17 protein-coding genes and 1 riboswitch are annotated in these 23,583 nt (G+C 64.6%); of the genes, 9 read left to right on the top strand and 8 right to left on the bottom strand.

Annotated elements, in window-relative coordinates:
- Positions 1 to 39: 39 nt before the first annotated feature.
- The 7 genes from potE to PMM47T1_RS08230 all read right to left on the bottom strand — a co-directional run bounded on the left by potE (position 40) and on the right by PMM47T1_RS08230 (position 10,898).
- Complete coding sequence (gene potE / locus PMM47T1_RS08260; RefSeq protein ID WP_008367573.1) at positions 40 to 1,374, bottom strand: putrescine-ornithine antiporter; 1,335 nt, start codon at positions 1,372 to 1,374, stop codon at positions 40 to 42.
- A gap of 72 nt (positions 1,375 to 1,446) precedes the next feature.
- A complete protein-coding gene (locus PMM47T1_RS08255) occupies positions 1,447 to 3,747 on the bottom strand; it encodes an Orn/Lys/Arg decarboxylase N-terminal domain-containing protein (protein ID WP_008367572.1) in 2,301 nt (766 codons plus the stop codon).
- Between the two features lie 418 nt (positions 3,748 to 4,165).
- Positions 4,166 to 5,347 carry a 2-methylaconitate cis-trans isomerase PrpF gene (gene prpF / locus PMM47T1_RS08250; RefSeq protein ID WP_008367570.1) on the bottom strand — a complete coding sequence of 394 codons (1,182 nt, stop codon included), beginning with the start codon at positions 5,345 to 5,347 and terminating at the stop codon, positions 4,166 to 4,168.
- An 11-nt stretch (positions 5,348 to 5,358) separates the two neighbouring features.
- On the bottom strand, positions 5,359 to 7,953 hold the full coding sequence (gene acnD, locus PMM47T1_RS08245; RefSeq protein ID WP_008367568.1) for a Fe/S-dependent 2-methylisocitrate dehydratase AcnD: 2,595 nt from the start codon (positions 7,951 to 7,953) through the stop codon (positions 5,359 to 5,361).
- Between the two features lie 165 nt (positions 7,954 to 8,118).
- Complete coding sequence (gene prpC, locus PMM47T1_RS08240) at positions 8,119 to 9,246, bottom strand: bifunctional 2-methylcitrate synthase/citrate synthase (protein WP_008367566.1); 1,128 nt, start codon at positions 9,244 to 9,246, stop codon at positions 8,119 to 8,121.
- A gap of 74 nt (positions 9,247 to 9,320) precedes the next feature.
- Positions 9,321 to 10,211, bottom strand: coding sequence for a methylisocitrate lyase (prpB, locus tag PMM47T1_RS08235; RefSeq protein ID WP_008367565.1), 891 nt, complete (start codon positions 10,209 to 10,211; stop codon positions 9,321 to 9,323).
- Between the two features lie 3 nt (positions 10,212 to 10,214).
- Positions 10,215 to 10,898: a GntR family transcriptional regulator gene (locus tag PMM47T1_RS08230; protein WP_008367564.1), complete on the bottom strand. Its 684-nt coding sequence runs from the start codon at positions 10,896 to 10,898 to the stop codon at positions 10,215 to 10,217.
- A gap of 207 nt (positions 10,899 to 11,105) precedes the next feature.
- Between PMM47T1_RS08230 and PMM47T1_RS08225 the strand changes: the two genes are divergently transcribed.
- The gene (locus PMM47T1_RS08225; RefSeq protein ID WP_008367563.1) at positions 11,106 to 11,603 is read left to right on the top strand and encodes a methylated-DNA--[protein]-cysteine S-methyltransferase; all 498 of its coding nucleotides are present in this window, start codon (positions 11,106 to 11,108) and stop codon (positions 11,601 to 11,603) included.
- Here PMM47T1_RS08225 and PMM47T1_RS08220 read toward each other — a convergent pair.
- Positions 11,566 to 12,459 (bottom strand): LysR family transcriptional regulator, encoded by an 894-nt coding sequence (locus PMM47T1_RS08220; protein WP_008367562.1) that lies wholly within the window; start codon positions 12,457 to 12,459, stop codon positions 11,566 to 11,568. The two genes, PMM47T1_RS08225 and PMM47T1_RS08220, sit on opposite strands and share 38 nt — an antisense overlap.
- 146 nt (positions 12,460 to 12,605) lie before the next feature.
- On the opposite strand from PMM47T1_RS08220, the gene PMM47T1_RS08215 reads away from it, so the two are divergent.
- The 8 genes from PMM47T1_RS08215 to atzF all read left to right on the top strand — a co-directional run bounded on the left by PMM47T1_RS08215 (position 12,606) and on the right by atzF (position 23,498).
- On the top strand, positions 12,606 to 13,604 hold the full coding sequence (locus tag PMM47T1_RS08215; RefSeq protein ID WP_043300871.1) for an NAD(P)H-quinone oxidoreductase: 999 nt from the start codon (positions 12,606 to 12,608) through the stop codon (positions 13,602 to 13,604).
- A 174-nt stretch (positions 13,605 to 13,778) separates the two neighbouring features.
- Positions 13,779 to 13,880: riboswitch (guanidine-I (ykkC/yxkD leader) on the top strand.
- A 61-nt stretch (positions 13,881 to 13,941) separates the two neighbouring features.
- On the top strand, positions 13,942 to 15,009 hold the full coding sequence (locus tag PMM47T1_RS08210) for a putative urea ABC transporter substrate-binding protein (RefSeq protein ID WP_008367560.1): 1,068 nt from the start codon (positions 13,942 to 13,944) through the stop codon (positions 15,007 to 15,009).
- Positions 15,010 to 15,026: 17 nt separating this feature from the next.
- A complete protein-coding gene (locus PMM47T1_RS08205; protein WP_008367559.1) occupies positions 15,027 to 15,842 on the top strand; it encodes an ABC transporter permease in 816 nt (271 codons plus the stop codon).
- A complete protein-coding gene (locus tag PMM47T1_RS08200; protein WP_008367558.1) occupies positions 15,839 to 16,621 on the top strand; it encodes an ABC transporter ATP-binding protein in 783 nt (260 codons plus the stop codon). Before PMM47T1_RS08205 ends, PMM47T1_RS08200 begins: the two co-directional genes overlap by 4 nt.
- Positions 16,618 to 17,343: an urea amidolyase associated protein UAAP1 gene (locus PMM47T1_RS08195; RefSeq protein WP_008367552.1), complete on the top strand. Its 726-nt coding sequence runs from the start codon at positions 16,618 to 16,620 to the stop codon at positions 17,341 to 17,343. Before PMM47T1_RS08200 ends, PMM47T1_RS08195 begins: the two co-directional genes overlap by 4 nt.
- Before the next feature lie 10 nt (positions 17,344 to 17,353).
- Positions 17,354 to 17,974 carry an urea amidolyase associated protein UAAP2 gene (locus PMM47T1_RS08190; protein WP_008367551.1) on the top strand — a complete coding sequence of 207 codons (621 nt, stop codon included), beginning with the start codon at positions 17,354 to 17,356 and terminating at the stop codon, positions 17,972 to 17,974.
- A gap of 167 nt (positions 17,975 to 18,141) precedes the next feature.
- The gene (gene uca, locus PMM47T1_RS08185; protein ID WP_008367548.1) at positions 18,142 to 21,699 is read left to right on the top strand and encodes an urea carboxylase; all 3,558 of its coding nucleotides are present in this window, start codon (positions 18,142 to 18,144) and stop codon (positions 21,697 to 21,699) included.
- The gene (gene atzF / locus PMM47T1_RS08180; RefSeq protein WP_008367546.1) at positions 21,696 to 23,498 is read left to right on the top strand and encodes an allophanate hydrolase; all 1,803 of its coding nucleotides are present in this window, start codon (positions 21,696 to 21,698) and stop codon (positions 23,496 to 23,498) included. Before uca ends, atzF begins: the two co-directional genes overlap by 4 nt.
- Positions 23,499 to 23,583: the final 85 nt, after the last annotated feature.

Below are 23,583 nucleotides of genomic sequence, written 5' to 3'. Positions count from 1 at the left end.
TCCCCGTGTTCGTGGGTCTTGGCAATCCTGAATTAACCATCAACGCCGGCCTGGTTCGATAACCGGCAACGGGTCGACAAAGCGCTTGGCCAGGAAGCCGTACAGCAGGTAGCCGAAGGCCAGTACCAAGGTGCCGCCGAACACCGCGTCCTTGCCGCACGCGTACAGCGCGTACAGCGAATAGGCCACGGCTATCAGCAGCAGCGCTGTGTTGCGGGTGTAGGTGGAGGCGCTCGCATTGGCCTTGTACATCATCACCAGCAGCCCCGTGAGTGCGGTGACGTAGGGGATCAGGTTGGTCACTGCCGCCAGGTTCACCAGCTTGCTGAACTGCGCACTGGCGTTGGGCGAGATGGTCGACACGGCCATGATCGTTTGCAGTACGCCGCACACCACCATGCCGACGATGGGCGCGTCCATGGCCGTGACCTTGCCGAAAAAGCGCGGGAACATGGCCTGGTCCGCCGACATCTTGGCCGTTTGCGCCAAGGTGAATTGCCAGCCCAGCAGCGAACCGATGCAGGCCATCACGGCCAAGGCCATGATGATGTTGCCCACCAGCGGGGTGAACATTTTCGCGTATACCAGGGCGAACGGCGCCGAGGAGTTGGCCAGTTCGGCGTTGGGCACGATGCCCTGTATCACCGTGGTCGACAGCACGTACACCACGGCCGCGCCCAGGGTGCCGAACAGGCAGGCCAGCGGCACGGTGCGCTTGGGGTTTTCTACCGCATCCGAGGCCTGCGCCGCCGATTCCATGCCCAGGAACGCCCACAACGTCAGCGGAATGCTCTTGCTGATGGCGTCGGAGAGGGGCAGGTTATTGGGGTTCCAGGCGGCGGAGAACAGCTCTGGCTTGAAGAAAAACCAGCCGATGATGCTCAACCCCGCCACCGGAATAATCACCCCCCACACGCTGACCGCACCTATCTTGCCGGTGATGGCCGGCCCGCCGAAGTTGGCCACGATGGTCACCCAGATCAGCGCCACGGTGCCGATGAACAACGGCACGGCGCCGCTGCCCAGCCATGGCACGAACGAGGTCAGGTAGCCCACCGCCGAAATGGCGATCGCCACGTTGGCGATGGCCAGCGACAGGAAGTACAGGAACGAGCACAGGAAGAACCCGGACTTGGCATGGGCTTCCTCCGTGTAGGCGGACATGCCCCCCGAGCGCGGGCAATAGATACCGCATTGGGCAAAGCAATAGGCGATGGCCATGGAGCCGACTGCGGTAATGATCCATGACAACAGCGAAACGGCCCCCAGTTGGGCCATGTTGGTGGGTAACATGATGATGCCCGAGCCCATCATGTTGACCGCCACCAGTGTGGTGAGGCCCATCAGGCTCATCTTCTTACTTGACTCAGCCATCGCAGACTCCTTGCGTTGTCTACCGTGTTAGCCCGTTGGCCGGGCGACTTCCCGTAGCGGGAAGGGATAGTCCTACTGTTTCACCACGTAGATGCGATAGGTCGGCAGCCCCTTTGCGTCACGCTCGATCTCCACACCGTGGTTGTCGTGTTCGAACCCGGGGAAGTGGCCGTCGAACAGTTCCATGGCCAGCAGGTAGTCGATGACCGCCTGCTTGTCGGCGCCGACTTTCTCGCCGGGCATCATCAGCGGGATGCCAGGCGGGTAGGGCACGATCTGCACGGCCACGGTTCGGTCGCGCATGTCGCGCACGTCAATCTGCTCCACTTCGCCGCGCACCAGGCGCGCGTAGGTTTCGCGGGGCGAACTGACAATATCCGGCAGCACCGTGTAGGCCTGGTCCATGTTGTGCAACATCTGCGTGGCCAGCATGTCTTTGTGCATGGCCCGGGCCAGGTCTTGCAGGCCCATGTCGCCATAGTGCGCGGGGTGGGCGGCCGCCAGGTCAGGGAGTACCTGCTCGAGCGGCGCGTTGTTGTCGTAGTGCTTCTTGAACTCCATCAACCCCGCCACCAGCGAGCCCCATTTGCCTTTGGTAATGCCCAGGCTGAACAGCAGCAATATCGAATAGGGCTCGGTTTTCTCCACCACGATGCCGCGGCTCGAAAGGAACGAGGACACCAGCGGCGCCGGGATGCCGTCTTCCTCCATTTCGCCTAATAGCGTCTGGCCGGGCGTGAGGACCGTGACCTTGATAGGGTCGAGCATGCAGTAATCGTCGCCCAGGTCACCGAAGCCATGCCAGCCAGCCGAGGGTTTCAACACCCATGCATTGCCGTGGCGCAGCACCTGCGGGTCAATGTCGGCGAAGGGCACGCCGTTCACCTCATCGGGCTGCCATACGCCGAACCACCAGTCCTGGGCATTGCGTTCGCGCACCTCGTTGCCAAGGCGCACCATGGCCTGGCGAAAGGCAATGGCTTCGCCGATGGACTCGTCCGTGAGGTAGCCGCCGGCATCGTTCATCATCTTCGAAGAGACGTCGATGGAGGCGATGATGCTGTATTGCGGGGAGGTGGAGGTGTGCATCATGAACGCTTCGTTGAACAGCGCCGGTTTGACTGGCACCTTGCCCGAGCGAATGTGGATCATGCTGGCCTGGGAGAGGGCGGCCAGCAACTTGTGGGTGGAGTGCGTGACGGTCACCGTGGCGTCGTCGGCATGGCGCTCGCCGCGATGCATGCCATAGCGCCCTTCGTACAATGGGTTGAAGCGCGCGTAGGCATACCAGGCTTCGTCGTAGTGAATGCGGTCCACGCTCTGGCTCAGTTCGCGGGTGGTGGCCTGCACGTTGTAGCACAGGCCATCGTAGGTGGAGTTGGTGAGCACCGCCAGCACCGGGCGGGCGGACTTGTTGCTGGCCAATGGGCTGTCGGCCAGTTTCTGCGCCACGGCGGCCGGGGTCAGTTCGCTCAGCGGCACCGGGCCGATCAGGCCACGGGCATTGCGCCGTGGCCGCAGGTACAGCGGCACCGCGCCGGACATGTTCAAGGCGTAGTTCAAGGATTTGTGGCAATTGCGGTCCACCAGCACCGCGTCGCCGTCGGTGACCGCCGAGTGCAGCACTATCTCGTTGCTGGCCGAACTGCCACCCACCGAGAAGAAGGTAAAGTCGGCGCCGAACACCCGTGCGGCGTACTTTTCCGCGGCGTTCACCGGCCCGGAGTGGTCATTGAGTGAACCCAGTTCGCCCACCGACACGCTCAGGTCGGAGCGCAGCATCTGTTCGCCGTAGAAGTCCAGGAAGCTGCGGCCCACGGCGGTTTTCATGAAAGCGGTACCGCCGGTATGGCCCGGGGTATGCCAGGAGTATTCGTGGGTGCCGGCGAAGTTCACCAGCGCGCCGAAGAAGGGTGGCAGCAGGGTGTCCAGGTAACGCCGTGCCGCCGCTTCGATGCGGCCGGCAATGAACTCGGGGCTGTCCTCGGGGTGCCAGATGAAACCGTCTATGTGTTCGACGAAATCCAGCGGCACGCGCCCGCTGATGGCCTTGCGCATGGCAAGTATGATGGGCAGGCCGGCGGTGCGTCGACGAATCAGTCGAACCAGGTCCAGCGCCTGCTCCTGGGCGTCTTCGCACAAGCCCCAGCCGATGATGACGCAGCTGTAGGCGGGGTTGGCCAGCACGGCGATATGGGCTTCTTCCAACGAATTCGCCAGTTCAACTTCCAGGTCATGGTGTTGCAGCGCTGTAACAATAGCGTGGGCACTTCGGGAAATAATGTTGTCGTTTTGCGCCTGTTCTTTTATGACGATCAACACCGGGTATTGTTGCGACATGTCGATAGGCAGTGGGGTGGGCGAATGACTCATGAGCATCTCCTTAACGGACCTTCCGGGTGTGGGCACATGATCGCGAGGCGCAGTGCTTGCGTGGCAGGCGTTAGGGAAATACGGTGAAAAACTGTCTAAATGCGGGCAATTGGCGGTGTGGGCCAAGCCTAGTCAGTGCCATCCCATGGCCAGCAGTTAATGACGCTAGTTCGTAGGAATAAAGGTATAGGCGATTAAAGAGCCGTGGGCCGATTATTTTTCAGGCAACTAAGGAAGTTGTGAACCATCGCAATACGCGGGACCTTTGGCGGTGGCTTGGGTACCGCGCCATCCTGTAGGCGCGGACCGGGTCCGCGAAGGCCATACCCGCGCTTTGCCTGATAAACCGCGGCGCCTGTTTCGCGGTCACGGGCCGCTCCTACGCATCTGAATGGTGTGGGAGCGCCACGTCATGGTCTTAGCTGGGGACGCGCACCCAGCCTTCCATCAGCACCCGTGCGCTGCGGCTCATGATGGCCTTGATGACGGTCCAGTCGCTGCCGACTCGTTCGGCCTGGGCGCCCACGCGCAAGGTGCCCGAGGGGTGGCCGAAACGCACGCTCTGGCGTTCGCCACCGCCGGCGGCCAGGTTTACCAGGGTGCCGGGGATGGCCGCGGCAGTGCCGATGGCCACGGCCGCGGTGCCCATCATGGCGTGGTGAAGCTTGCCCATGGACAGGGCGCGCACCAGCAGGTCGGTGTCCTGGGCACCCACGGCTTTGCCGCTGGAGGCGGTGTAGGCGGCCGGGCAGGCCACGAACGCCACTTTGGGGGTGTGCTGGCGGGTGGCGGCCTCGCTCAGGTCCTTGATCAGGCCCATGCGCAAGGCGCCATGGGCGCGGATGGTTTCGAAGCGGGCCAGGGCCTGCGGGTCGCTGTTGATGGCGTCCTGCAGTTCAGTACCGGTGTAGCCGATGTCGGCGGCGTTGAGGAAGATGGTAGGGATACCGGCATTGATCAGCGTTGCCTTGAAGGTGCCGATGCCGGGCACCTCCAGGTCGTCCACCAGGTTGCCGGTGGGAAACATCGAGCCGCCACCGCCTTCTTCCTCGGCCGCCGGGTCCATGAACTCCAGTTGCACTTCGGCGGCGGGAAAGGTCACGCCGTCCAGTTCGAAGTCACCGGTTTCCTGCACGTCACCGTCGGTGATCGGTACGTGGGCGATGATGGTCTTGGCAATGTTGGCCTGCCAGATGCGCACCGTGGCGATGCCGTTGCGCGGAATGCGCTCGGCGGCTACCAGGCCATTGCTGATGGCGAACGAGCCGACTGCCGCCGACAAGTTGCCGCAGTTGCCGCTCCAGTCGATGAACGCCGAATCGATCGACACCTGGCCAAACAAGTAGTCCACGTCGTGGCCAGGGCGGGTGCTGGCATCCAGAATCACCGTCTTGCTGGTGCTGGAGGTGGCGCCGCCCATGCCGTCGATCTGCTTGCCGTAGGGGTCGGGGCTGCCAATGACGCGCAGCAGCAGTGCGTCACGGGCCGGACCCGGCTGGCGGGCGCTCTGGGGCAGGTCGTCGAGCTTGAAAAACACGCCCTTGCTGGTACCGCCACGCATGTAGGTGGCGGGTATTCTGATGTGTGCGGGGTGGGTCATGGCTTCAGTCCTCAGGCCGCAGGCGCTTGTTCGAGGAAGTCCTGGGCAAAGCGTTGCAGCACGCCACCGGCTTCGTAGATGGAGACTTCTTCGGCGGTGTCCAGGCGGCAGGTCACCGGCACTTCCAGGCGTTCGCCGTTGTGGCGGGTGATCACCAGGGTCAGGGTGGCGCGCGGCGTGCGGGCACCCATCACGTCATACACTTCCGTGCCGTCGATGCCCAGGGTGTGGCGGTTGGTGCCCGGCACGAACTCCAGCGGCAACACGCCCATGCCCACCAGGTTGGTGCGGTGGATACGCTCGAAACCTTCGGCGGCGATGGCTTGCACCCCGGCCAGGCGCACGCCCTTGGCCGCCCAGTCGCGGGACGAGCCTTGGCCGTAGTCAGCGCCGGCAATGATGATCAGCGGCTGCTTGCGCTCCATGTAGGTCTCGATGGCTTCCCACATGCGCATCACCTGGCCTTCTGGTTCCACGCGGGCCAGGGAGCCCTGTTTGACCTTGCCGTTTTTCAGCACCATTTCGTTGAACAGTTTGGGGTTGGCGAAGGTGGCGCGCTGAGCGGTGAGGTGGTCGCCGCGGTGGGTGGCGTAGCTGTTGAAGTCTTCCTCGGGCAGGCCCATTTTTGCCAGGTATTCGCCGGCGGCACTGTCGAGCATGATGGCGTTGGACGGCGACAGGTGGTCGGTGGTGATGTTGTCTGGCAGCACTGCCAGCGGGCGCATGCCCTTGAGCGACCGGGCGCCGGCCAGCGCGCCCTCCCAATAGGGTGGGCGACGAATGTAGGTGCTGTGCGGGCGCCAGTCATACAGCGGCGTGACTCTGGGGCCGGTGTCTTCGTGGATGGCAAACATGGGAATGTACACCTGGCGGAACTGCTCGGGCTTGACCGAGGTTTTGACCAGGGCGTCTATTTCCTCGTCGCTGGGCCAGATGTCCTTGAGGCGAACTTCGGCGCCGTCGGGGCCGTGGCCGAGTACGTCCTTTTCGATGTCGAAACGGATGGTACCGGCAATGGCATACGCGACCACCAACGGCGGCGAAGCCAGGAACGCCTGCTTGGCGTAGGGGTGGATGCGCCCGTCGAAATTGCGGTTGCCCGACAGGACGGCGGTGGCGTACAGGTCGCGGTCGATGATTTCCTCCTGAATGGCCGGGTCCAGCGCGCCGGACATGCCGTTGCAGGTGGTGCAGGCAAAGGCCACCACGCCAAAGCCCAACTGCTCCAGTTCCGGCAGCAGGCCGCCTTCTTCCAGGTACAGCTTGACGGTTTTCGAACCGGGGGCCAGGGACGTCTTCACCCACGGCTTGCGCGTCAGGCCCAGGCGGTTGGCGTTGCGCGCCAGCAGGCCTGCGGCGATCACGTTGCGCGGGTTGCTGGTGTTGGTGCAACTGGTAATGGCAGCGATGATCACCGCGCCGTCAGGCATCTGCCCAGGTGTCTGGGTCCAGGGCGCGGCGATACCCTTGGCGGCAAGGTCGCTGGTGGCCAGGCGCGCGTGGGGGTTGCTGGGGCCGGCCATGTTGCGCACCACGGTGCTCAGGTCGAAGGTGAGGCCGCGTTCGTACTCGGCGGTTTTCAGGCTGTCGGCCCACAGGCCGGTGCACCGGGCGTAGTCTTCCACCAGTTGAACTTGCTGGTCTTCGCGGCCGGTGAGTTTCAGGTAGTCGATGGTTTGCTGGTCGATGTAGAACATGGCCGCGGTGGCGCCGTATTCCGGGGCCATGTTGGAGAGGGTGGCGCGGTCGCCCAAGGTCAGCTTCGCGGCGCCCTTGCCGAAAAACTCCAGCCAGGCGCCTACCACTTTCTGCTGGCGCAGGAATTGGGTCAGGGCCAGCACCATGTCGGTGGCGGTGATGCCTGGTTGCAACTGGCCGGTCAGTTCCACACCGACGATTTCCGGCAGGCGCATCCACGAGGCACGGCCCAGCATCACGCTTTCGGCTTCCAGGCCACCGACGCCAACGGCGATCACGCCCAGGGCGTCCACGTGGGGGGTGTGGCTGTCGGTGCCCACGCAGGTGTCGGGGAAGGCCACGCCGCCCTGCACTTGGATCACCGGCGACATTTTCTCCAGGTTGATCTGGTGCATGATGCCGTTGCCGGGCGCAATCACGTCGACGTTCTTGAAGGCCTTCTTGGTCCAATTGATGAAGTGGAAGCGGTCTTCGTTGCGGCGGTCTTCGATGGCGCGGTTCTGCTCGAAGGCCTCGGGGTCGAAGCCGCCGCGTTCCACTGCCAGGGAGTGGTCAACGATCAACTGGGTGGGCACCACCGGGTTGACCTGCGCCGGGTCGCCGCCTTGCAGGGCAATGGCGTCGCGCAGGCCGGCAAGGTCCACCAGGGCGGTTTGCCCGAGGATGTCGTGGCATACCACGCGGGCGGGGAACCAGGGGAAGTCGAGGTCGCGCTTGCGCTCGATCAACTGCGTGAGCGAGGCGTTGAGGGTGGCCGGTTCGCAGCGGCGCACCAGGTTCTCCGCCAGTACGCGCGATACATAGGGCAGCGTGGCGTAGGCGCCGGGCTTGATCGCGTCGACGGCGGCGCGGGTGTCGAAATAGTCCAGGGGGGTGCCTGGCAGGTTTTTGCGGTATTCAGTATTCATGGCGCTGGACTCGGTCACGGTGGGTCACGGAAGCAGCCTATATGTGCTGTTGTGGGAGCGGGCCCTGCCCGCGAAGAGCACACCCCGATGCGTCAACCAAACCGCGGCGTCTGCTTCGCGGGCAGAGCCCGCTCCCACATTGAAAGGCGGCTGTATCGCTGCTTTTCAGCGTTGTTCTATTGGGGTGTACGGGCGCTGCTCAACGCCTACGTACTCGGCGCTCGGGCGAATGATGCGGTTGTTGGCCCGCTGCTCGAATACATGCGCGGCCCAGCCGGTCAGGCGCGAACACACGAAAATGGGCGTGAACAGCTCGGTCGGGATGCCCATGAAATGGTACGCCGAGGCGTGATAGAAGTCGGCGTTGGGGAACAGTTTCTTCTGCTCCCACATGGTCTTGTCGATGGCTTCGGAGACAGGGAAGAGCACAGTGTCACCGACCTCGGCCGCAAGCTTTTTCGACCAGCCCTTGATCACCTCGTTGCGCGGATCGCTGTCTTTGTAGATGGCGTGGCCGAAACCCATGATCTTGTCCTTGCGCTCCAGCATGCCCAGGGTGCCGCGCACGGCTTGCTCGGGGTTGCGGAACTTCTCGATCATGGCCATGGCCGCCTCGTTGGCGCCGCCGTGCAGTGGGCCGCGCAGGCTGCCGATGGCGGCCGTGACGCACGAATGCAGGTCGGACAGGGTGGAGGCGCACACGCGGGCGGTGAAGGTTGAGGCGTTGAATTCGTGCTCGGCGTAAAGAATCAGCGACACGTTCATCACCTTGCGGTGCAGCTCGCTGGGCGCCTTGCCGTGCAGCAGGTGCAGGAAGTGGCCGGCTACGTCGGGCTCGTCACTGGTGCAGTTGATGCGCACGCCGTGATGGCTGAAGCGGTACCAGTAGCACATGATCGCCGGGAAGGCGGCCAGCAGGCGGTCGGTGGCGTCATGCTGCTGGTCGAAGGTTTTTTCCGGTTCCAGGTTGCCCAGGAACGAGCAGCCGGTGCGCATCACGTCCATGGGGTGGGCGTTGGCCGGAATGCGCTCCAGCACTTCCTTCAGCGCCTTGGGCAGGTCGCGCAGGGTGCTCAGCTTGTGCTGGTAGTGGTCCAGGTCCTGGTGGTTGGGCAGCTCGCCATACAGCAGCAGGTAGGCCACTTCTTCAAACGTGGCGTGCTCGGCCAGTTCGCGCACGTCGTAGCCACGGTAGGTCAGGCCGGCGCCCGCCTGGCCCACGGTGGACAGGGCGGTCTGCCCGGCCACCTGGCCACGCAGGCCGGCACCACTCAATACTTTTGCTTCGGCCATGGTTGTCTCCATTCTTGAATTTATTGTCTGGATTCACGGTGTTACATAATTTTCATGGGCCCTGGTGTTGTGGGTCAGGCCTTTTTCTGGGCGAACAGGGCGTCGAGCTTCTGTTCGAACACGTGGTAATCAATGGCGTCGTACAGCTCCATGCGAGTCTGCATGGTGTCGATGACATTTTTCTGCGTGCCGTCGCGGCGGATGGCGGTGTAGACGTTGTCGGCGGCCTTGTTCATGGCGCGGAAGGCCGACAGCGGGTACAGCACCAGGGAAACGTCCACCGACGCCAGTTCTTGGGTGGTGTACAGCGGCGTGGCGCCGAATTCGGTGATGTTGGCCAGGATCGGCGCGCGCACGCGGTCGGCGAACAGTTTGTACATGGCCAGTTCGGTGATGGCTTCAGGGAAGATCATGTCGGCACCGGCCTCGATGCACGCTTCGGCGCGGTCCAGGGCGGCGTTCAGGCCGTCCACGGCCAGCGCGTCGGTGCGCGCCATGATCACGAAGCTGTCATCGGTGCGCGCGTCCACGGCGGCCTTGATGCGATCGACCATTTCCTGCTGGCTGACGATTTCCTTGTTCGGCCGATGGCCGCAGCGCTTGGCGCCCACCTGGTCTTCGATGTGAATGGCCGCAGCGCCGAACTTGATCATCGACTTGACTGTGCGCGCCACGTTGAACGCCGAAGAGCCGAAGCCGGTGTCCACGTCCACCAGCAGGGGCAGATCACACACGTCGGTGATGCGGCGCACATCGGTGAGCACATCGTCCAGGCCGCTGATGCCCAGGTCCGGCAGGCCAAGGGAGCCGGCGGCCACGCCGCCACCGGACAGGTAAATGGCCTTGAAACCGGCACGCTTGGCCAGCAGCGCGTGGTTGGCGTTGATGGCGCCTACCACTTGCAGCGGATGTTCACTGGCCACGGCATCACGGAAGCGTTGACCGGGGCTGTTTTTATTGTTCATGACTCACCTCTCAGGCTGGGTGGAAGCGTCGGCGTAGTGACGCTCGATATTGCGACGCGATGCACCGATATGGCGGCGCATCAGCAATTCGGCCAATTCGCCGTCGCGGTCGGCGATGGCGTCAAGAATACGGTGGTGTTCGGCGAACGCCTGGCGAGGGCGGTTGGGGGTGGCCGAGAACTGGATACGGTACATGCGCACCAGTTGGTACAGCTCGCCACACAGCATCTGCACCAGGGTGCGGTTGCCGCTGCCCTGGATGATGCGGTAATGAAAGTCGAAATCGCCTTCCTGCTGGTAGTAGCCCACGCCGGCCTGGAAAGCTGCGTCGCGCTCGTGGGTGTCGAGCACATGGCGCAGTTCGTCGATTTCGGCGTCGCTCATGCGTTCGGCGGCCAGGCGGCAGGCCATGCCTTCCAAGGACTCGCGGATCTCGTACAGTTCGATCAGCTCGGCATGGCTGAGCGAGACCACCCGTGCCCCCACATGGGGAATGCGCACCAGCAGCCGCTGGCCTTCCAGGCGGTGGATGGCCTCGCGCAGCGGCCCGCGGCTGATGCCGTAGGTACGGGCCAGTTCCGGCTCCGAGATTTTGCTGCCGGGGGCGATATCACCTTTCACGATAGCGGCCTGGATACGTCGAAAGACGTTTTCGGACAGCGTCTCGGTGTCTTCATGGATGAGCATATTGTCGACACGTTGTAGTTTTGTTTGAGTGAAATTAACGTTATGTGCGATTTTAGTCAAAGGAAAAAGAGAGATTGTCGACAATGATCGAATTCAACCCGCGTGGCTGCTGCCGCCAGGCTGCGGCGACACATCGGCGCAATATTCGGGGTTTTCTGCATCGCCCGCTGCTTTACAATGGCCGCTCATTCGCGGGAAACCATTGCCATGCCTGACGCCTTCACGTTCCTTGAATCCCCGGTGGGGCGGCTTACCCTGGTGGCGCGCGGCCCGAAGCTGGCGGCTATCTTGTGGGAAGAGGACCGGCCCAGCCGCGTGCGTCTGGGTGAATTGTGCGAGCAGGAGGACCACCCGATGCTGATGCGCACCGCCACTCAGTTGCAGGAATACTTTGCCGGGCAGCGGCAGCAGTTCGACCTTGAGCTGGATTTCGCCGGCACCGATTTCCAGGTACAGGTGTGGCACGCACTGTTGACCATTCCTTTTGGCGAAACCCGCAGCTACCTGGACATCGCCACGCAACTGGGCAACCCCAAGGCCGTGCGCGCGGTGGGCGCCGCCAATGGCCGCAACCCGATTTCCATCATCGCGCCGTGCCACCGGGTGATCGGCAGTTCGGGCAACCTCACCGGGTTTGCCGGTGGGCTGCCGGCCAAGCAGTACCTGCTTAACCTGGAACGTCGCGACCTGTTGTCGATGTGTTGAAGGCCTGCACCAAGGCCTGTACCACCACATCGACCCGCGCCGTATGGCGCAGGTCGGCGTGGCTGACCAGCCACACTTCATAAGGCTGCGTACGCTGGCGCTCGGGCCACACCCGAATCAAGCCGTCGCGCAGGCCCGCGACCAGCGGCAGCTCGCCCAGCCCCAGGCCGGCGCCGATGGCCTGGCGTATCAGCAGGCTGGTGTTGGCACTGCACCCCAACTGGGCCTGATCGGCCGATTCGTCCAGCAAGGTAGCGGCCTGGCCGGCGTCCAGGTGTGGTTGCCAGGCCACCCATGAGTGGCCGGCAAAGCCGTTGGCGGGCAGGGGCACGCCGTGACGCTGCAAGTACCCCTGGGAAGCAAACAGCCCTACCGGCCAGCAAGCCAGGCGCCGCACCAGCAGGTCGGGGTTGTCGGGCTTGATGGTGCGGATGGCAATGTCGGCCTCGCGCCGGGCCAGGTTGAGCATCTGGGCGCTGGCCTTGACCTCCACCTGCACGTGCGGATAGTCCTGACGCAAGCGGGCAAGGGCAGGGATGACGAAATCCACGGCCAGGGAATCGGTGGTGGCCACCCGCACCTGGCCGCTGGGTTGGTCATCCATGCCCTGGATACGCCGCTGCAGGTCGTGGGCCGATTGCTCCATTTTCAACGCCGCGCTGTACGCCGCCTCGCCCGGTGGTGTCAGCCGGTAACCGTCCGAACTGCGCAAGAACAGCGTGGCCGCCAGTGCCTGCTCCAGGGCGGCGAGGCGCCGGCCCACGGTGGCTTGGTCCACGCCCAGCTGGCGGGCGGCACCGCGCAAGGTGTGCTCGCGGCACAGGGCCAGGAAAAAACGCGTGTCGTCCCAATTCATCGCCGCTCCGATGATGCATATATGCATCGCTACCATGAGAAATCGCTGCATTATCGCATCATTTCCCAGCGTTATGATGAACGCCTGTCTTCTGGCTGTTGTCTGTGCCAGACACCCTTCGACTCCGGAGCCCGACCATGCCTGCCATTCCTTTGCCGTCCACCATGACCTATATCGAGATCACCACCCCTGGTGGCCCCGAAGTGCTCCAGCCGCGCACCGGCCCGCTGCCCGTGGCCCAGGCCCATGAACTGTTGATCAAGGTGCATGCCGCCGGGGTCAACCGTCCCGACGCGCTGCAGCGCGCCGGCAAATACCCCATGCAGCCGGGCATGAACCCCTTGCCGGGGCTGGAAGTGGCGGGGGAAATCGTGGCACTGGGCGCCGAGGTCAAGGGCTTTGCCCTGGGCGACCGGGTGTGCGCACTGACCAATGGCGGCGGCTATGCCGAATACGCCACGGTGCCGGCCACCCAGGTGCTGCCGATTCCGGCGGGTATCGACATGGTGTCGGCGGCAGCCATACCCGAGACGTTTTTCACCGTGTGGGCCAACCTGTTCGACATGGCGCACCTGGGCGCTGAAGAAAGCGTGCTGATCCATGGCGGCACCAGTGGCATCGGCACCACCGCGCTGTCGCTGTGCCGCGCTCTTGGCATCAAGGCGTTCGCCACCGCTGGCAGCAGCGAGAAGTGCGAGCAGATCCGCCAGTTGGGTGGCGAGCCCATCAACTACCGGGAGCAGGACTTCGCCAAGGTGATTGCCGAACGCACCGGTGGCAAGGGCGTGGACGTGATTCTGGACATCATGGGCGGGCCGTATTTCGAGCCCAACGTCGCTTCCCTGGCGCGCCGTGGACGATTGGTGGTGATCGGTTTCCTCGGTTCGCCCACGGTCAAGGAAGCCAATTTGCTGGCGATCATGGCCAAGCAGGCGGTGGTCACCGGTTCGTTGCTGCGTTCGCGCAGCACCGAAGAAAAGGCGGTGATTGCCGCCGGCCTCGAGCGCCACGTCTGGCCGTTGTTGGCCGAGGGCAAATGCCCGCCCGTGCTGGACCAGGTGTTCCCTCTGGCCGATGCCGCCGGCGCACACCGGCGCATGGAAGGTGGCGACCATGTGGGCAAGATCGTGCTTAAGGTCATTTGAGTACGCGCAGGCCACCCTTTGGCGCACCACCCGTGCCGAGCGGCCCACTATGGTGCGCTCGATGGTCTGTCACATGGCCGGCCGCCACGGTTTTCAGGGGGCGGGCCACCTTGGCACGCCTTTCGCTTTCACCTTCAGTGTTCGGCACTCAAACGGATGCGCGACACACAATTTGCAATAGCTGACTAGGGTTCCGGCTCGCCACAGGCGAGTGGCTGGTCCGAGAGCCAGCGACCTCCAGTAGAGGTTACACGGCGGGATAAAAGCCCGGGAGAACAGGACACTTTTTGGTGTCGCGTTGCTCCTGGCCGTCCCCATCACTACTGGAGGTTGTTACATGCACAAGCCCCGTCGTTCCCGCCTGCTGATTGCCGGCATCCTCGCTGTGTTCTCCTTCGCGGCCCAGGCTGCGCCCAAGACCCACTTCAATGTCTGCTGGACGATCTATGCCGGCTGGATGCCCTGGGAGTACGCCAAGGCACAGGGCATTGTCGACAAGTGGGCGAAGAAGTACGGCATCACCATTGATGTGACCCAGCTCAACGACTACGTAGAGTCCATCAACCAGTACACGGCCGGCCAGTTCGACGGCTGCACCATGACCAACATGGACGCCCTGACCATTCCCGCCGCCGGTGGCGTGGAAAGCACCGCGCTGGTGGTCAGCGACTATTCCAACGGCAATGACGGCATTGTCATCAAGGGCACCGGCAAGACCGTGGCCGACCTGAAGGGCATGAACGTCAACCTGGTGGAACTGTCGGTGTCGCACTACCTGCTGGCGCGGGCGCTGGACAGCGTGGGCCTGAAGGAAGCCGACCTGAAGGTGGAGAACACCTCGGACGCCGACATCGCCGCCGCCTTCAACACCGATCAGGTCAAGGCCGTGACCACCTGGAACCCGATGCTTGCCGAGGTCAAGGCTAAGCCGGCCGTCACCGAGGTGTTCGACTCCAGCAAGGTGCCGGGCGAGATCATGGACATGATGGTGGTGAACACCCAGACCCTGAAAGACAACCCCGCGCTGGGCAAGGCGCTGACCGGCGCCTGGTTTGAAACTGTGGCGCTGATGAACGCCGACAACGCGGCGTCCAAGGCAGCACTGGAGCACATGGCCAAGGCGTCGGGCACTGACCTGGCCGGGTTCGAGGCGCAATTGCACACCACCAAACTGTTCGCCACGCCCCGCGAAGCATTGGCTTTCGTCAGTGACAAGCAGATCCCCACCACCATGGGCTACGTCGCCGACTTTTCCTTCAAGCACGGCCTGTTGGGCCAGGGTGCCCAGGACAGCAAGGCGGTGGGCATGACCTTCGCCGGCGGCGCCACCCAGGGTGATCCCGCCAACCTCAAGCTGCACTTCGACCCCAGCTACGTGCAGATGGCCGCTGACGGTAAATTGTGAACCTTGAGGTCAATGCCATGCGCCTGATCAATCGCCGACCGGAACGTGCCAGCCGCCTGTTGCTGGTGATCCTGCCGTTTGCCTTGCTGCTGTTTGCCTACCTGGTGGGCTCGGCGTCGCGGCTGGCAGACAACCCCAGCGACAAACTGTTGCCCAGCGTGGCGCAGATGAGCCAGGCCGTGGACCGCGCGGCCTTCACCGCCGACACCCGCACCGGTGAATACCTGCTGTGGCAAGACACCGGTACCAGCCTGCGGCGCTTGGCACTGGGCCTGGGCATCAGTGCGGTGCTGGGCCTGTGCCTGGGCATAGCCGCCGGCATCGTGCCGCTGCTCGGCGCGCCGTTATCGCCGCTGATGACGGTGTTGTCCATGGTGCCGCCGCTGGCGATCCTGCCGATCCTGTTCATCGTGTTCGGCCTGGGCGAGCTGTCCAAGGTGGTGCTGATCGTCATCGGCATCACGCCCATGCTGGCCCGTGACCTGGAGCAGCGTGCCCGGGAAATTCCCCATGAGGTGCTGATCAAGGCGCAAACCCTGGGTGCTTCCACCTGGACCCTGATCCTGCGCGTGGTGTTGCCCTACCTGTTGCCGCGCCTGTTGATTGCCGTGCGCCTGGTGCTGGGTTCGGCGTGGCTGTTCCTGATCGCGGCCGAGGCCATCGCCTCGACCGACGGCCTGGGGTACCGGATTTTCTTGGTACGCCGTTACCTGGCCATGGACGTGATAGTGCCCTACGTGGTGTGGATCACGGCCTTGGCCTGGGTGATGGACTGGGGCCTGAAGGCCCTGACCCGCAAGGCCTTTCCCTGGTTCGAGGGGGCGCAACCATGAGCTTTATCCAGGTCAATAGCCTGTGGCAGCAGTACGGCGAGCAAGTGGTGCTGGAACAGATGAACCTGAGCATCGCCGAGGGTGAGTTCTGCACCCTGGTGGGCGCCTCCGGCTGTGGCAAATCGACGTTCCTGCGCCTGTTGCTGGGCCAGGAAACCCCCAGCCGCGGGAAGATCCTGCTGGACGGCCAGCCGCTGCCTGGCGAGCCAGACGCCAGCCGTGGGGTGGTGTTCCAGCGCTATTCGGTGTTCGCCCACCTGACCGTGCTGGACAACGTGGCGCTGGGCCTGGAGTTGCCCAACGCACCCTGGCTGGGCCGCCTGTTCGGCGCCGCCAAACAGCGCGCCCGCGAGCAGGCAGCCAGTTTGTTGCAGCGGGTGGGGCTGGGCCATGCATTGGATAAATACCCCAGCCAACTGTCCGGGGGCATGCAGCAACGGCTGGCCATCGCCCAGGCGCTGATCATGAAACCGCGAGTATTGCTGCTGGACGAGCCGTTCGGTGCGCTGGACCCGGGCATCCGCAAAGACATGCATGGGCTGCTGCTGGAATTGTGGCGCGAAACCCGCCTGACGGTTTTCATGGTCACTCATGACCTGTCAGAAGGCTTCAACCTGGGCACCCGCCTGCTGGTGTTCGACAAGGTGCGCCACGACCCCCATGCGCCCCAGGCGTTTGGCGCACGCATTACCTACGACATTGCCTTGAACTCTGATCGTCGCGCCGCGCGCGCGGCGCTCGCTGCCGTGAACCCGGCCCTGATGGAAGCCTGCACATGACTGAATCGACCTTGCCTTTCCCGGCCTTTGCCGAAGAACTGCTGCCTGGCGGCGGCCATCGCTCGTTCGTGCTCAAGCGCGGCGAACTGCTGCGCCTCACCGACCTCAATGGTAACGCCAACGTCAGCCTGACCCTGCTCAATGCGGCGGAAAAAACCGAGCGCCTGAACCTGCCCGACAGCCTCAAGGGCCAGCACACGGCCAAGCTCACCACCGGTCATTGCCTGTACTCGGACATGGGGCGGGTACTGGCGGCCATCACCACCGACACCTGCGGCTGGAGCGACAGCCTGGGTGGCGTGCTGTGCGCCGAGGAAGTGCTGCACAAGTACGGTCAGGGCCGCTATCAGGAGCTGCGTAACGGTGCGTACCGCAACGGCACCGACAACCTGCTGGTGGAGCTGGGCAAGTGGGGGTTGGGCCTGTCCGACCTGCTGATGACCCTGAACCTGTTCAGCCGCGTGGACGTCGACAGTGCTGGCGGCCTGCACTACGTGCCCGGCAACTCGCGCGCCGGTGACCTGATCGAGCTGTACGCGCCAATGGATACCCTGGTGGTGCTCACGGCCTTGCAACACCCCATGGACCCTAATCCCGCATACGCCCCCCAGCCGGTGTTGCTCACCTGGATGAAGGCCCACCCCGAGGTTGCGGAACACTGCCGCACGTCGCGCCCCGAGAACGAACGCGGTTTCATCAACACCGATCGGCTGTTTGCCTGAGGAACTGACCATGACCCCCCTTGCACGTGAACCCCTGTGGCGCTCGGTCGTCCCTGCCGGCGCGCCGTCACTTACCGAAGTAAAAGCCGGCCAGACCCTGCGCATTCTCGACCTGGAAGGCAACCAGGCCGTCGATACCCTGTTCTTCAGCCTGGCCAACCCGCGCGAGCGCTATGACGTGCAGCGTACGTTGCGGCGCCAGGGCAGCGTCTACCTGACCACCGGCAGCGTGCTGTATTCCAACCTGGGCCACCCGATGCTGACCATCGTCGATGACACCTGCGGGCGCCACGACACCCTGGGCGGTGCCTGCGCCCAGGAGAGCAACACCGTGCGCTACGCCCTGGACACGCGCCACATGCACAGCTGCCGCGACAACTACCTGCACGCCTGCCTGCACGACGGCCGCCTGGGCAAGGGCGACATTGGCCCCAACATCAACTTCTTCATGAACGTGCCGGTCACCGCCGAGGGCGGCCTGACCTTCGAGGACGGTATTTCCGCCCCGGGCAAATACGTGGAGCTGCGCGCCGAAATGGACGTGATTGTGCTGATCTCCAACTGCCCGCAATTGAACAACCCGTGCAATGGCTACAACCCCACGCCAGCGGAGTTGCTGGTATGGGCGTGACCCTGCGGCGCTGGCTGTTTGCCCTGTGCCAGAGCCGCGCCGGCCAGTGTCGGCCCCGGCGCCAGGCTTGAACGCCACCGGGGACGGCCCCGGCATGCGATCGTCAATGTGCGGGACGGCCCGCACCCCAGTCGAGGCGCCGGATGGCGCCTCCAGGGAACCCTGCCATGTTCGACACACTGTTGATTGCCAACCGCGGCGCCATTGCCTGCCGCATTTTGCGTACCTTGCGCACCCTGAAGGTCAAGGGGGTGGCGGTGTACTCGGAGGCGGACCTTGCCAGCCGCCATATTCTTGAAGCCGACCAGGCCTTGAGCCTGGGGGAGGGCGCTGCCGCCGGCACCTACCTGGACGTGAACAAAATCCTTGCCGCCGCCCATGACAGCGGCGCCCAGGCCATTCACCCAGGCTACGGTTTTCTTTCGGAAAACGCCGCGTTTGCCGAGGCCTGCGAGGCGGCGGGCATTGCCTTTGTAGGCCCCACGCCCCAGCAACTGCGGGTGTTTGGCCTCAAGCACACCGCCCGCGCCCTGGCCCGCGAGCATGGCGTGCCCATGCTGGAAGGCACAGAACTGCTGGGCAGCCTGGACGACGCCTTGAGCGCCGCCGCGAACATTGGCTACCCGGTGATGCTCAAGAGCACGGCCGGCGGCGGCGGCATCGGCATGCGCGTTTGCCGCGACGCTGCCGAGCTGAGCGAGTCATTCGCCGCGGTGAAGCGCCTGGGCCAGAACAATTTCAGTGACGCCGGGGTGTTCCTGGAAAAGTACATCCAGCGTGCCCGTCACCTGGAAGTTCAGGTATTCGGCGACGGCTGCGGTGAGGTATTGGCGTTGGGCGTGCGTGATTGCTCGGTACAGCGCCGCAACCAGAAGGTGCTGGAGGAAACCCCGGCACCCAACCTGCCGCAGGGTATGGCCCAGGCGCTGTGCGAAGCGGCGGTGCGGCTGGCCCGGGCGGTGAATTACCGCAGCGCCGGTACCGTTGAGTTTGTATTCGACAGCGGCAGCGGGCAGTTCTATTTCCTTGAGGTCAACACCCGCCTGCAGGTGGAGCACGGGGTGACCGAACAGGTGTGGGGCGTGGACCTGGTGAGCTGGATGGTGCAGCTGGCGGCCGGCGACCTGCCGCCGTTGGCCACCTTGGCCGCGGGTTTGCAGCCACGTGGCCACGCCATCCAGGCGCGGTTGTACGCCGAGGACCCAGGCAAGGACTTTCAGCCTAGCCCCGGCCTGCTGACCGAAGTGGTGTTCCCGCCAGCCGACGGCCAGCACCTGCGCATCGACACTTGGGTGGAAGCCGGCTGCGAGGTGGCGCCGTACTTCGACCCCCTGTTGGCCAAGCTCATCAGTTGGGCGCCTGACCGCGAACAGGCCAGTACCGGCCTCGACCAGGCCCTGGCCAATAGCCGGGTGTATGGTGTGGAAAGCAATCGCCACTACCTGCGCCAGATCCTGGCAGACCAACCTTTCGCTGGCGGCCAGGCCTGGACCCGTTGCCTGGAAGGGCTGGCCTACCAGGCCGACACTCTGGAAGTGCTGAGCCCCGGTACCCAGACCAGCGTGCAGGACTACCCCGGGCGGCTGGGCTACTGGGCCGTTGGCGTGCCGCCGTCCGGGCCCATGGACAGCCGCGCGCTGCGCTTGGGTAACCGTTTGCTGGGCAATCCCCAGGGCGCTGCCGGGCTGGAAATCACCATGAGCGGCCCGACGCTGCGGTTCAATACCGACGCCGTTGTCGCCATCACCGGCGCGTGTTTGCCGGTCAGCCTGGACGGCGTCGCGCAGCCCCTGTACACCAGCCTGCTGATCAAAGCCGGGCAGGTGCTGGCGCTGGGCAGTATTGAAGGTGCCGGCGCCCGCAGCTACCTGTGCCTGCGCGGCGGCGTGGACGTGCCCGATTACCTGGGCAGCAAGAGCACCTTTACCCTCGGTCAATTCGGCGGCCACGGCGGGCGTGCCTTGCGCACCGGTGACGTGTTGCACCTGGCGCCCTTGCAGGACGCCTCGGCGGGTACGCAGGCGGCGGCTGAGGACGTGCCGCATTGGCCGGCCTTGCGCCACATCCGGGTGATCTACGGTCCCCACGGCGCGCCGGAGTATTTCACCCCGGCCGCCATCGAGGTGTTTTTCGCGGCCCACTGGGAGGTGCACTTCAACTCCAGCCGCACCGGCGTGCGACTGATCGGTCCAAAGCCGGAGTGGGCACGCACGGACGGCGGCGAAGCCGGCCTGCACCCCTCCAATATCCACGACAACCCCTACGCCGTGGGCGCGGTGGATTTCACCGGTGACATGCCGGTGATTCTCGGCCCCGACGGCCCCAGCCTGGGTGGCTTTGTGTGCCCGGTGACGGTGATCGAGGCCGACCTGTGGCAACTGGGCCAATTGAAGGCGGGCGACAAGGTGCAGTTCGTGCCGGTGTCGTTGGCCTGCGCGCGCGACCCGCAGGCCATGACAGTGGCCGAACCGCTGGCCTCGCCCATTGTGCTCGACATTGGCCAGGGCGACCGGCGCCTGGTGGCTCGCCTGGCCGGTGACACTCACGTGCTGCTGGAGGTGGGGGACGCCGAACTGGACCTGGTGCTGCGCTTTCGCGCCCATGCGTTGATGCAGGCGCTGGCCGCCCAGGAGTTAACCGGGGTAATCGACCTGACGCCCGGCATTCGATCACTGCAAGTGCACTATCAACCCGAGCAACTGCCCCTGGCGCAGTTGTTGGCCCAGTTGCAAGGTGAATGGGCCCAGGTGTGCAGCGCCGGGGACCTCAGCGTGCCGTCGCGCACCGTCCACCTGCCGTTGTCCTGGGATGACCCGGCGTGCCAGTTGGCCATCGAGAAATACATGACCACGGTGCGCAAGGATGCGCCCTGGTGCCCCAGCAACCTGGAATTCATTCGCCGCATCAACGACCTGCCGGACCTGGCCGAGGTGTACCGCACGGTGTTCGAGGCCAGTTACCTGGTGATGGGCCTGGGCGACGTGTACCTGGGTGCGCCGGTGGCCACGCCCCTGGACCCGCGTCACCGCCTGGTGACCACCAAGTACAACCCCGCGCGCACCTGGACGGCCGAGAACTCGGTGGGCATCGGTGGCGCCTACTTGTGCGTGTACGGCATGGAAGGGCCGGGCGGTTATCAGTTCGTGGGCCGCACCCTGCAAATGTGGAATCGTTACCGCGAGGTGGCGGCGTTTGCCGGCAAGCCGTGGCTGCTGCGGTTTTTCGATCAGATCCGCTTCTACCCGGTCAGCGCCGACGAGTTGCTGCGCATCCGTCGTGATTTCCCCCAGGGGCGCTACGACCTGCGCATCGAACAGGGCCAACTGAACCTGGCCGAGTACCAGGCCTTCCTGGCGCGCGAAGCGCAGAGCATCGCCGCGTTTCGTGGCCAGCAGCAGGCGGCCTTCCAGGCTGAGCGTGAGCGCTGGATTGCCAGCGGGCAGGCACACTTCGAAAGCGAGGAAGCCTACGCGCCTGCGCAGGAGGAGGCGACTTTGCAGCCCGGCGAACACAGCGTCGACAGCCCCATTGCCGGCAACCTCTGGCAGGTGCAGGTCAGCGTGGGCGACCAGGTGGCCGCGGGCACGGCGTTGGTGGTGCTGGAGTCGATGAAAATGGAAATTCCGGTGCTGGCGCCCTGCGCCGGTGTAGTTCTTGAGATTCGCGTGCAACCGGGCAGCGCCGTGCGCGCCGGTCAGCGCGTGGTGGTTCTGGAGGCGCAATGAACATGATCGTGAGTACACAGGCAATGACTGACCTGAACCTGGACACCCTGCGTGAAGCCTATCGCACCGGCCGCCAGCAACCCCGCCAGCTGATCCTGGCGCTGCGCGAGCGGGCGGCAGCGTTGAACGACGAATACCGGATGTTCATTCACCTGCTGACGCCTCAGGAACTGGAGCCGTATTTCACCGCCCTGGCTGGGCGGCACCTGGATGACCTGCCGTTGTACGGCGTGCCCTTTGCCATCAAGGACAACATCGACCTGGCGGGTGTGCCGACCACGGCCGCCTGCCCGGCGTTTGCGTATGTGCCGCAACGTTCGGCGACGCTGGTGGAACAGCTGATCGCGCTAGGCGCCGTGCCCCTGGGCAAGACCAACCTGGACCAGTTTGCCACGGGCTTGAACGGCACCCGCAGTCCCTATGGCGCCTGCCGCAACAGTGTGCTGGCGGACTATCCGTCGGGAGGTTCGAGCGCCGGTTCACCGCTGGCGGTGGCATTGGGCCTGGCCAGTTTTGCCCTGGGCACCGACACGGCCGGTTCGGGCCGGGTACCGGCGGCGCTGAACAACCTGGTGGGCCTCAAGGCCAGCAAGGGGCTGTTGTCCACCGCAGGCGTTGTGCCGGCTTGCCGAACGCTGGACTGCGTAACCACCTTCACCCGCACCGCCCGCGAGGCCAGCCACCTGTTGGCGTTGACCGCACGTCTTGACCCGCGCGACGAATACAGCCGCGCCAACCCGGCCTGGAATGATGCCACGGCATTCGGTGCTCTGCGGCCGTTTCGCTTCGGCGTGCCGCAGGTGCAGGACCTGCAGTTCTTCGGCTGCGACGAAGGCCCGGCGTTGTTCGCCGCGGCCGTGTCCCGGCTTGAGGCGTTGGGCGGTCAAGCCGTGAGCCTGGACTTGTCACCCTTTCTGGAGGCCGCCCGGCTGTTGTACGACGGCCCTTGGGTGGCTGAACGTTACAGCGTGGTCGGCGAGTTGGCCGAGCGTGACCCAGGCGCAGTGTTACCGGTGATCCACGCGGTACTGGCCAAGGCGCCGGGCGTCGATGGTGTACAGACCTTCCGTGCCCAGTATCGCCTGCAGCGGCTCAAGGCCCGTTGCGACGCGTTGATGGCTGACCTTGAGTGCGTGCTGACGCCCACCATCGGCCGCCCGGTCACCCTGGCCGAACTCGCCGCCGAACCGGTGCTGCGCAACGCCGAGCTGGGCTATTACACCAACTTCATGAACCTGCTGGACTACAGCGCCGTGGCCGTGCCGGCCGGCACCATGGCCAACGGCTTGCCGTGGGGCGTTACACTGTTCGGCCGAGCCTTTACCGACCAGTACCTGCTCAGCCTGGCCAACGCCTTCCAGGCCATGCCATTGCCCGGCCGTGCGGCCCGCAATGACCGGGTTGCGGTGGTGGTGTGTGGCGCCCACCTGGACGGCCTGCCCTTGAACGGCCAATTGCGCCAACGCGGCGGCCGCCTGCTGGAAGCCACCCACAGCGCGGCCCATTATCGCCTGCACGCCCTGGCCGGTGGCCCCGTGCAACGGCCTGGCATGGTGCGGGTGGCGGAGCATGGTGTAGCAATTGCGGTGGAAGTGTGGGAACTGCCGTCCAGCGAGCTGGGCTCCTTCCTGGGCGGCGTCCCAGCGCCGCTGGGGCTGGGCAAAGTGGAACTGAGCGATGGGCGTTGGGAGACGGGGTTTATTTGCGAGGGGATTGGTCTGGAGGGTGCGACTGATATCAGTGAGTTTGGCGGGTGGCGCGCGTGGTTGGCGAGCGGGCAGGGCCGGACACAGGCCTGACGTCAAACACCCAACGCGGCCAGCGCCTATTTGTCAGCCAATGGTACGTTGCAATCAATATAGGACCAGGGAGCCGGCCATTCGG

The organism is Pseudomonas sp. M47T1 (genome assembly GCF_000263855.1).
GTDB lineage: Bacteria > Pseudomonadota > Gammaproteobacteria > Pseudomonadales > Pseudomonadaceae > Aquipseudomonas.
This window is presented reverse-complemented; position numbering and strand designations above follow the sequence as displayed.

Excerpts from the sequence above, each read along its gene's own strand:
- PMM47T1_RS08190 (WP_008367551.1), top strand. The coding sequence starts at position 17,354 with ATGACCCCCCTTGCACGTGAACCCCTGTGGCGCTCGGTCGTCCCTGCC.
- prpF (WP_008367570.1), bottom strand. The coding sequence starts at position 5,347 with ATGACCCACCCCGCACACATCAGAATACCCGCCACCTACATGCGTGGC.
- prpB (WP_008367565.1), bottom strand. The coding sequence starts at position 10,211 with ATGAACAATAAAAACAGCCCCGGTCAACGCTTCCGTGATGCCGTGGCC.
- PMM47T1_RS08205 (WP_008367559.1), top strand. The coding sequence starts at position 15,027 with ATGCGCCTGATCAATCGCCGACCGGAACGTGCCAGCCGCCTGTTGCTG.
- PMM47T1_RS08220 (WP_008367562.1), bottom strand. The coding sequence starts at position 12,459 with ATGAATTGGGACGACACGCGTTTTTTCCTGGCCCTGTGCCGCGAGCAC.
- acnD (WP_008367568.1), bottom strand. The coding sequence starts at position 7,953 with ATGAATACTGAATACCGCAAAAACCTGCCAGGCACCCCCCTGGACTAT.
- PMM47T1_RS08255 (WP_008367572.1), bottom strand. The coding sequence starts at position 3,747 with ATGAGTCATTCGCCCACCCCACTGCCTATCGACATGTCGCAACAATAC.
- uca (WP_008367548.1), top strand. The coding sequence starts at position 18,142 with ATGTTCGACACACTGTTGATTGCCAACCGCGGCGCCATTGCCTGCCGC.
- PMM47T1_RS08225 (WP_008367563.1), top strand. The coding sequence starts at position 11,106 with ATGCCTGACGCCTTCACGTTCCTTGAATCCCCGGTGGGGCGGCTTACC.
- prpC (WP_008367566.1), bottom strand. The coding sequence starts at position 9,246 with ATGGCCGAAGCAAAAGTATTGAGTGGTGCCGGCCTGCGTGGCCAGGTG.
- potE (WP_008367573.1), bottom strand. The coding sequence starts at position 1,374 with ATGGCTGAGTCAAGTAAGAAGATGAGCCTGATGGGCCTCACCACACTG.
- PMM47T1_RS08200 (WP_008367558.1), top strand. The coding sequence starts at position 15,839 with ATGAGCTTTATCCAGGTCAATAGCCTGTGGCAGCAGTACGGCGAGCAA.
- PMM47T1_RS08195 (WP_008367552.1), top strand. The coding sequence starts at position 16,618 with ATGACTGAATCGACCTTGCCTTTCCCGGCCTTTGCCGAAGAACTGCTG.
- PMM47T1_RS08210 (WP_008367560.1), top strand. The coding sequence starts at position 13,942 with ATGCACAAGCCCCGTCGTTCCCGCCTGCTGATTGCCGGCATCCTCGCT.
- atzF (WP_008367546.1), top strand. The coding sequence starts at position 21,696 with ATGAACATGATCGTGAGTACACAGGCAATGACTGACCTGAACCTGGAC.
- PMM47T1_RS08230 (WP_008367564.1), bottom strand. The coding sequence starts at position 10,898 with ATGCTCATCCATGAAGACACCGAGACGCTGTCCGAAAACGTCTTTCGA.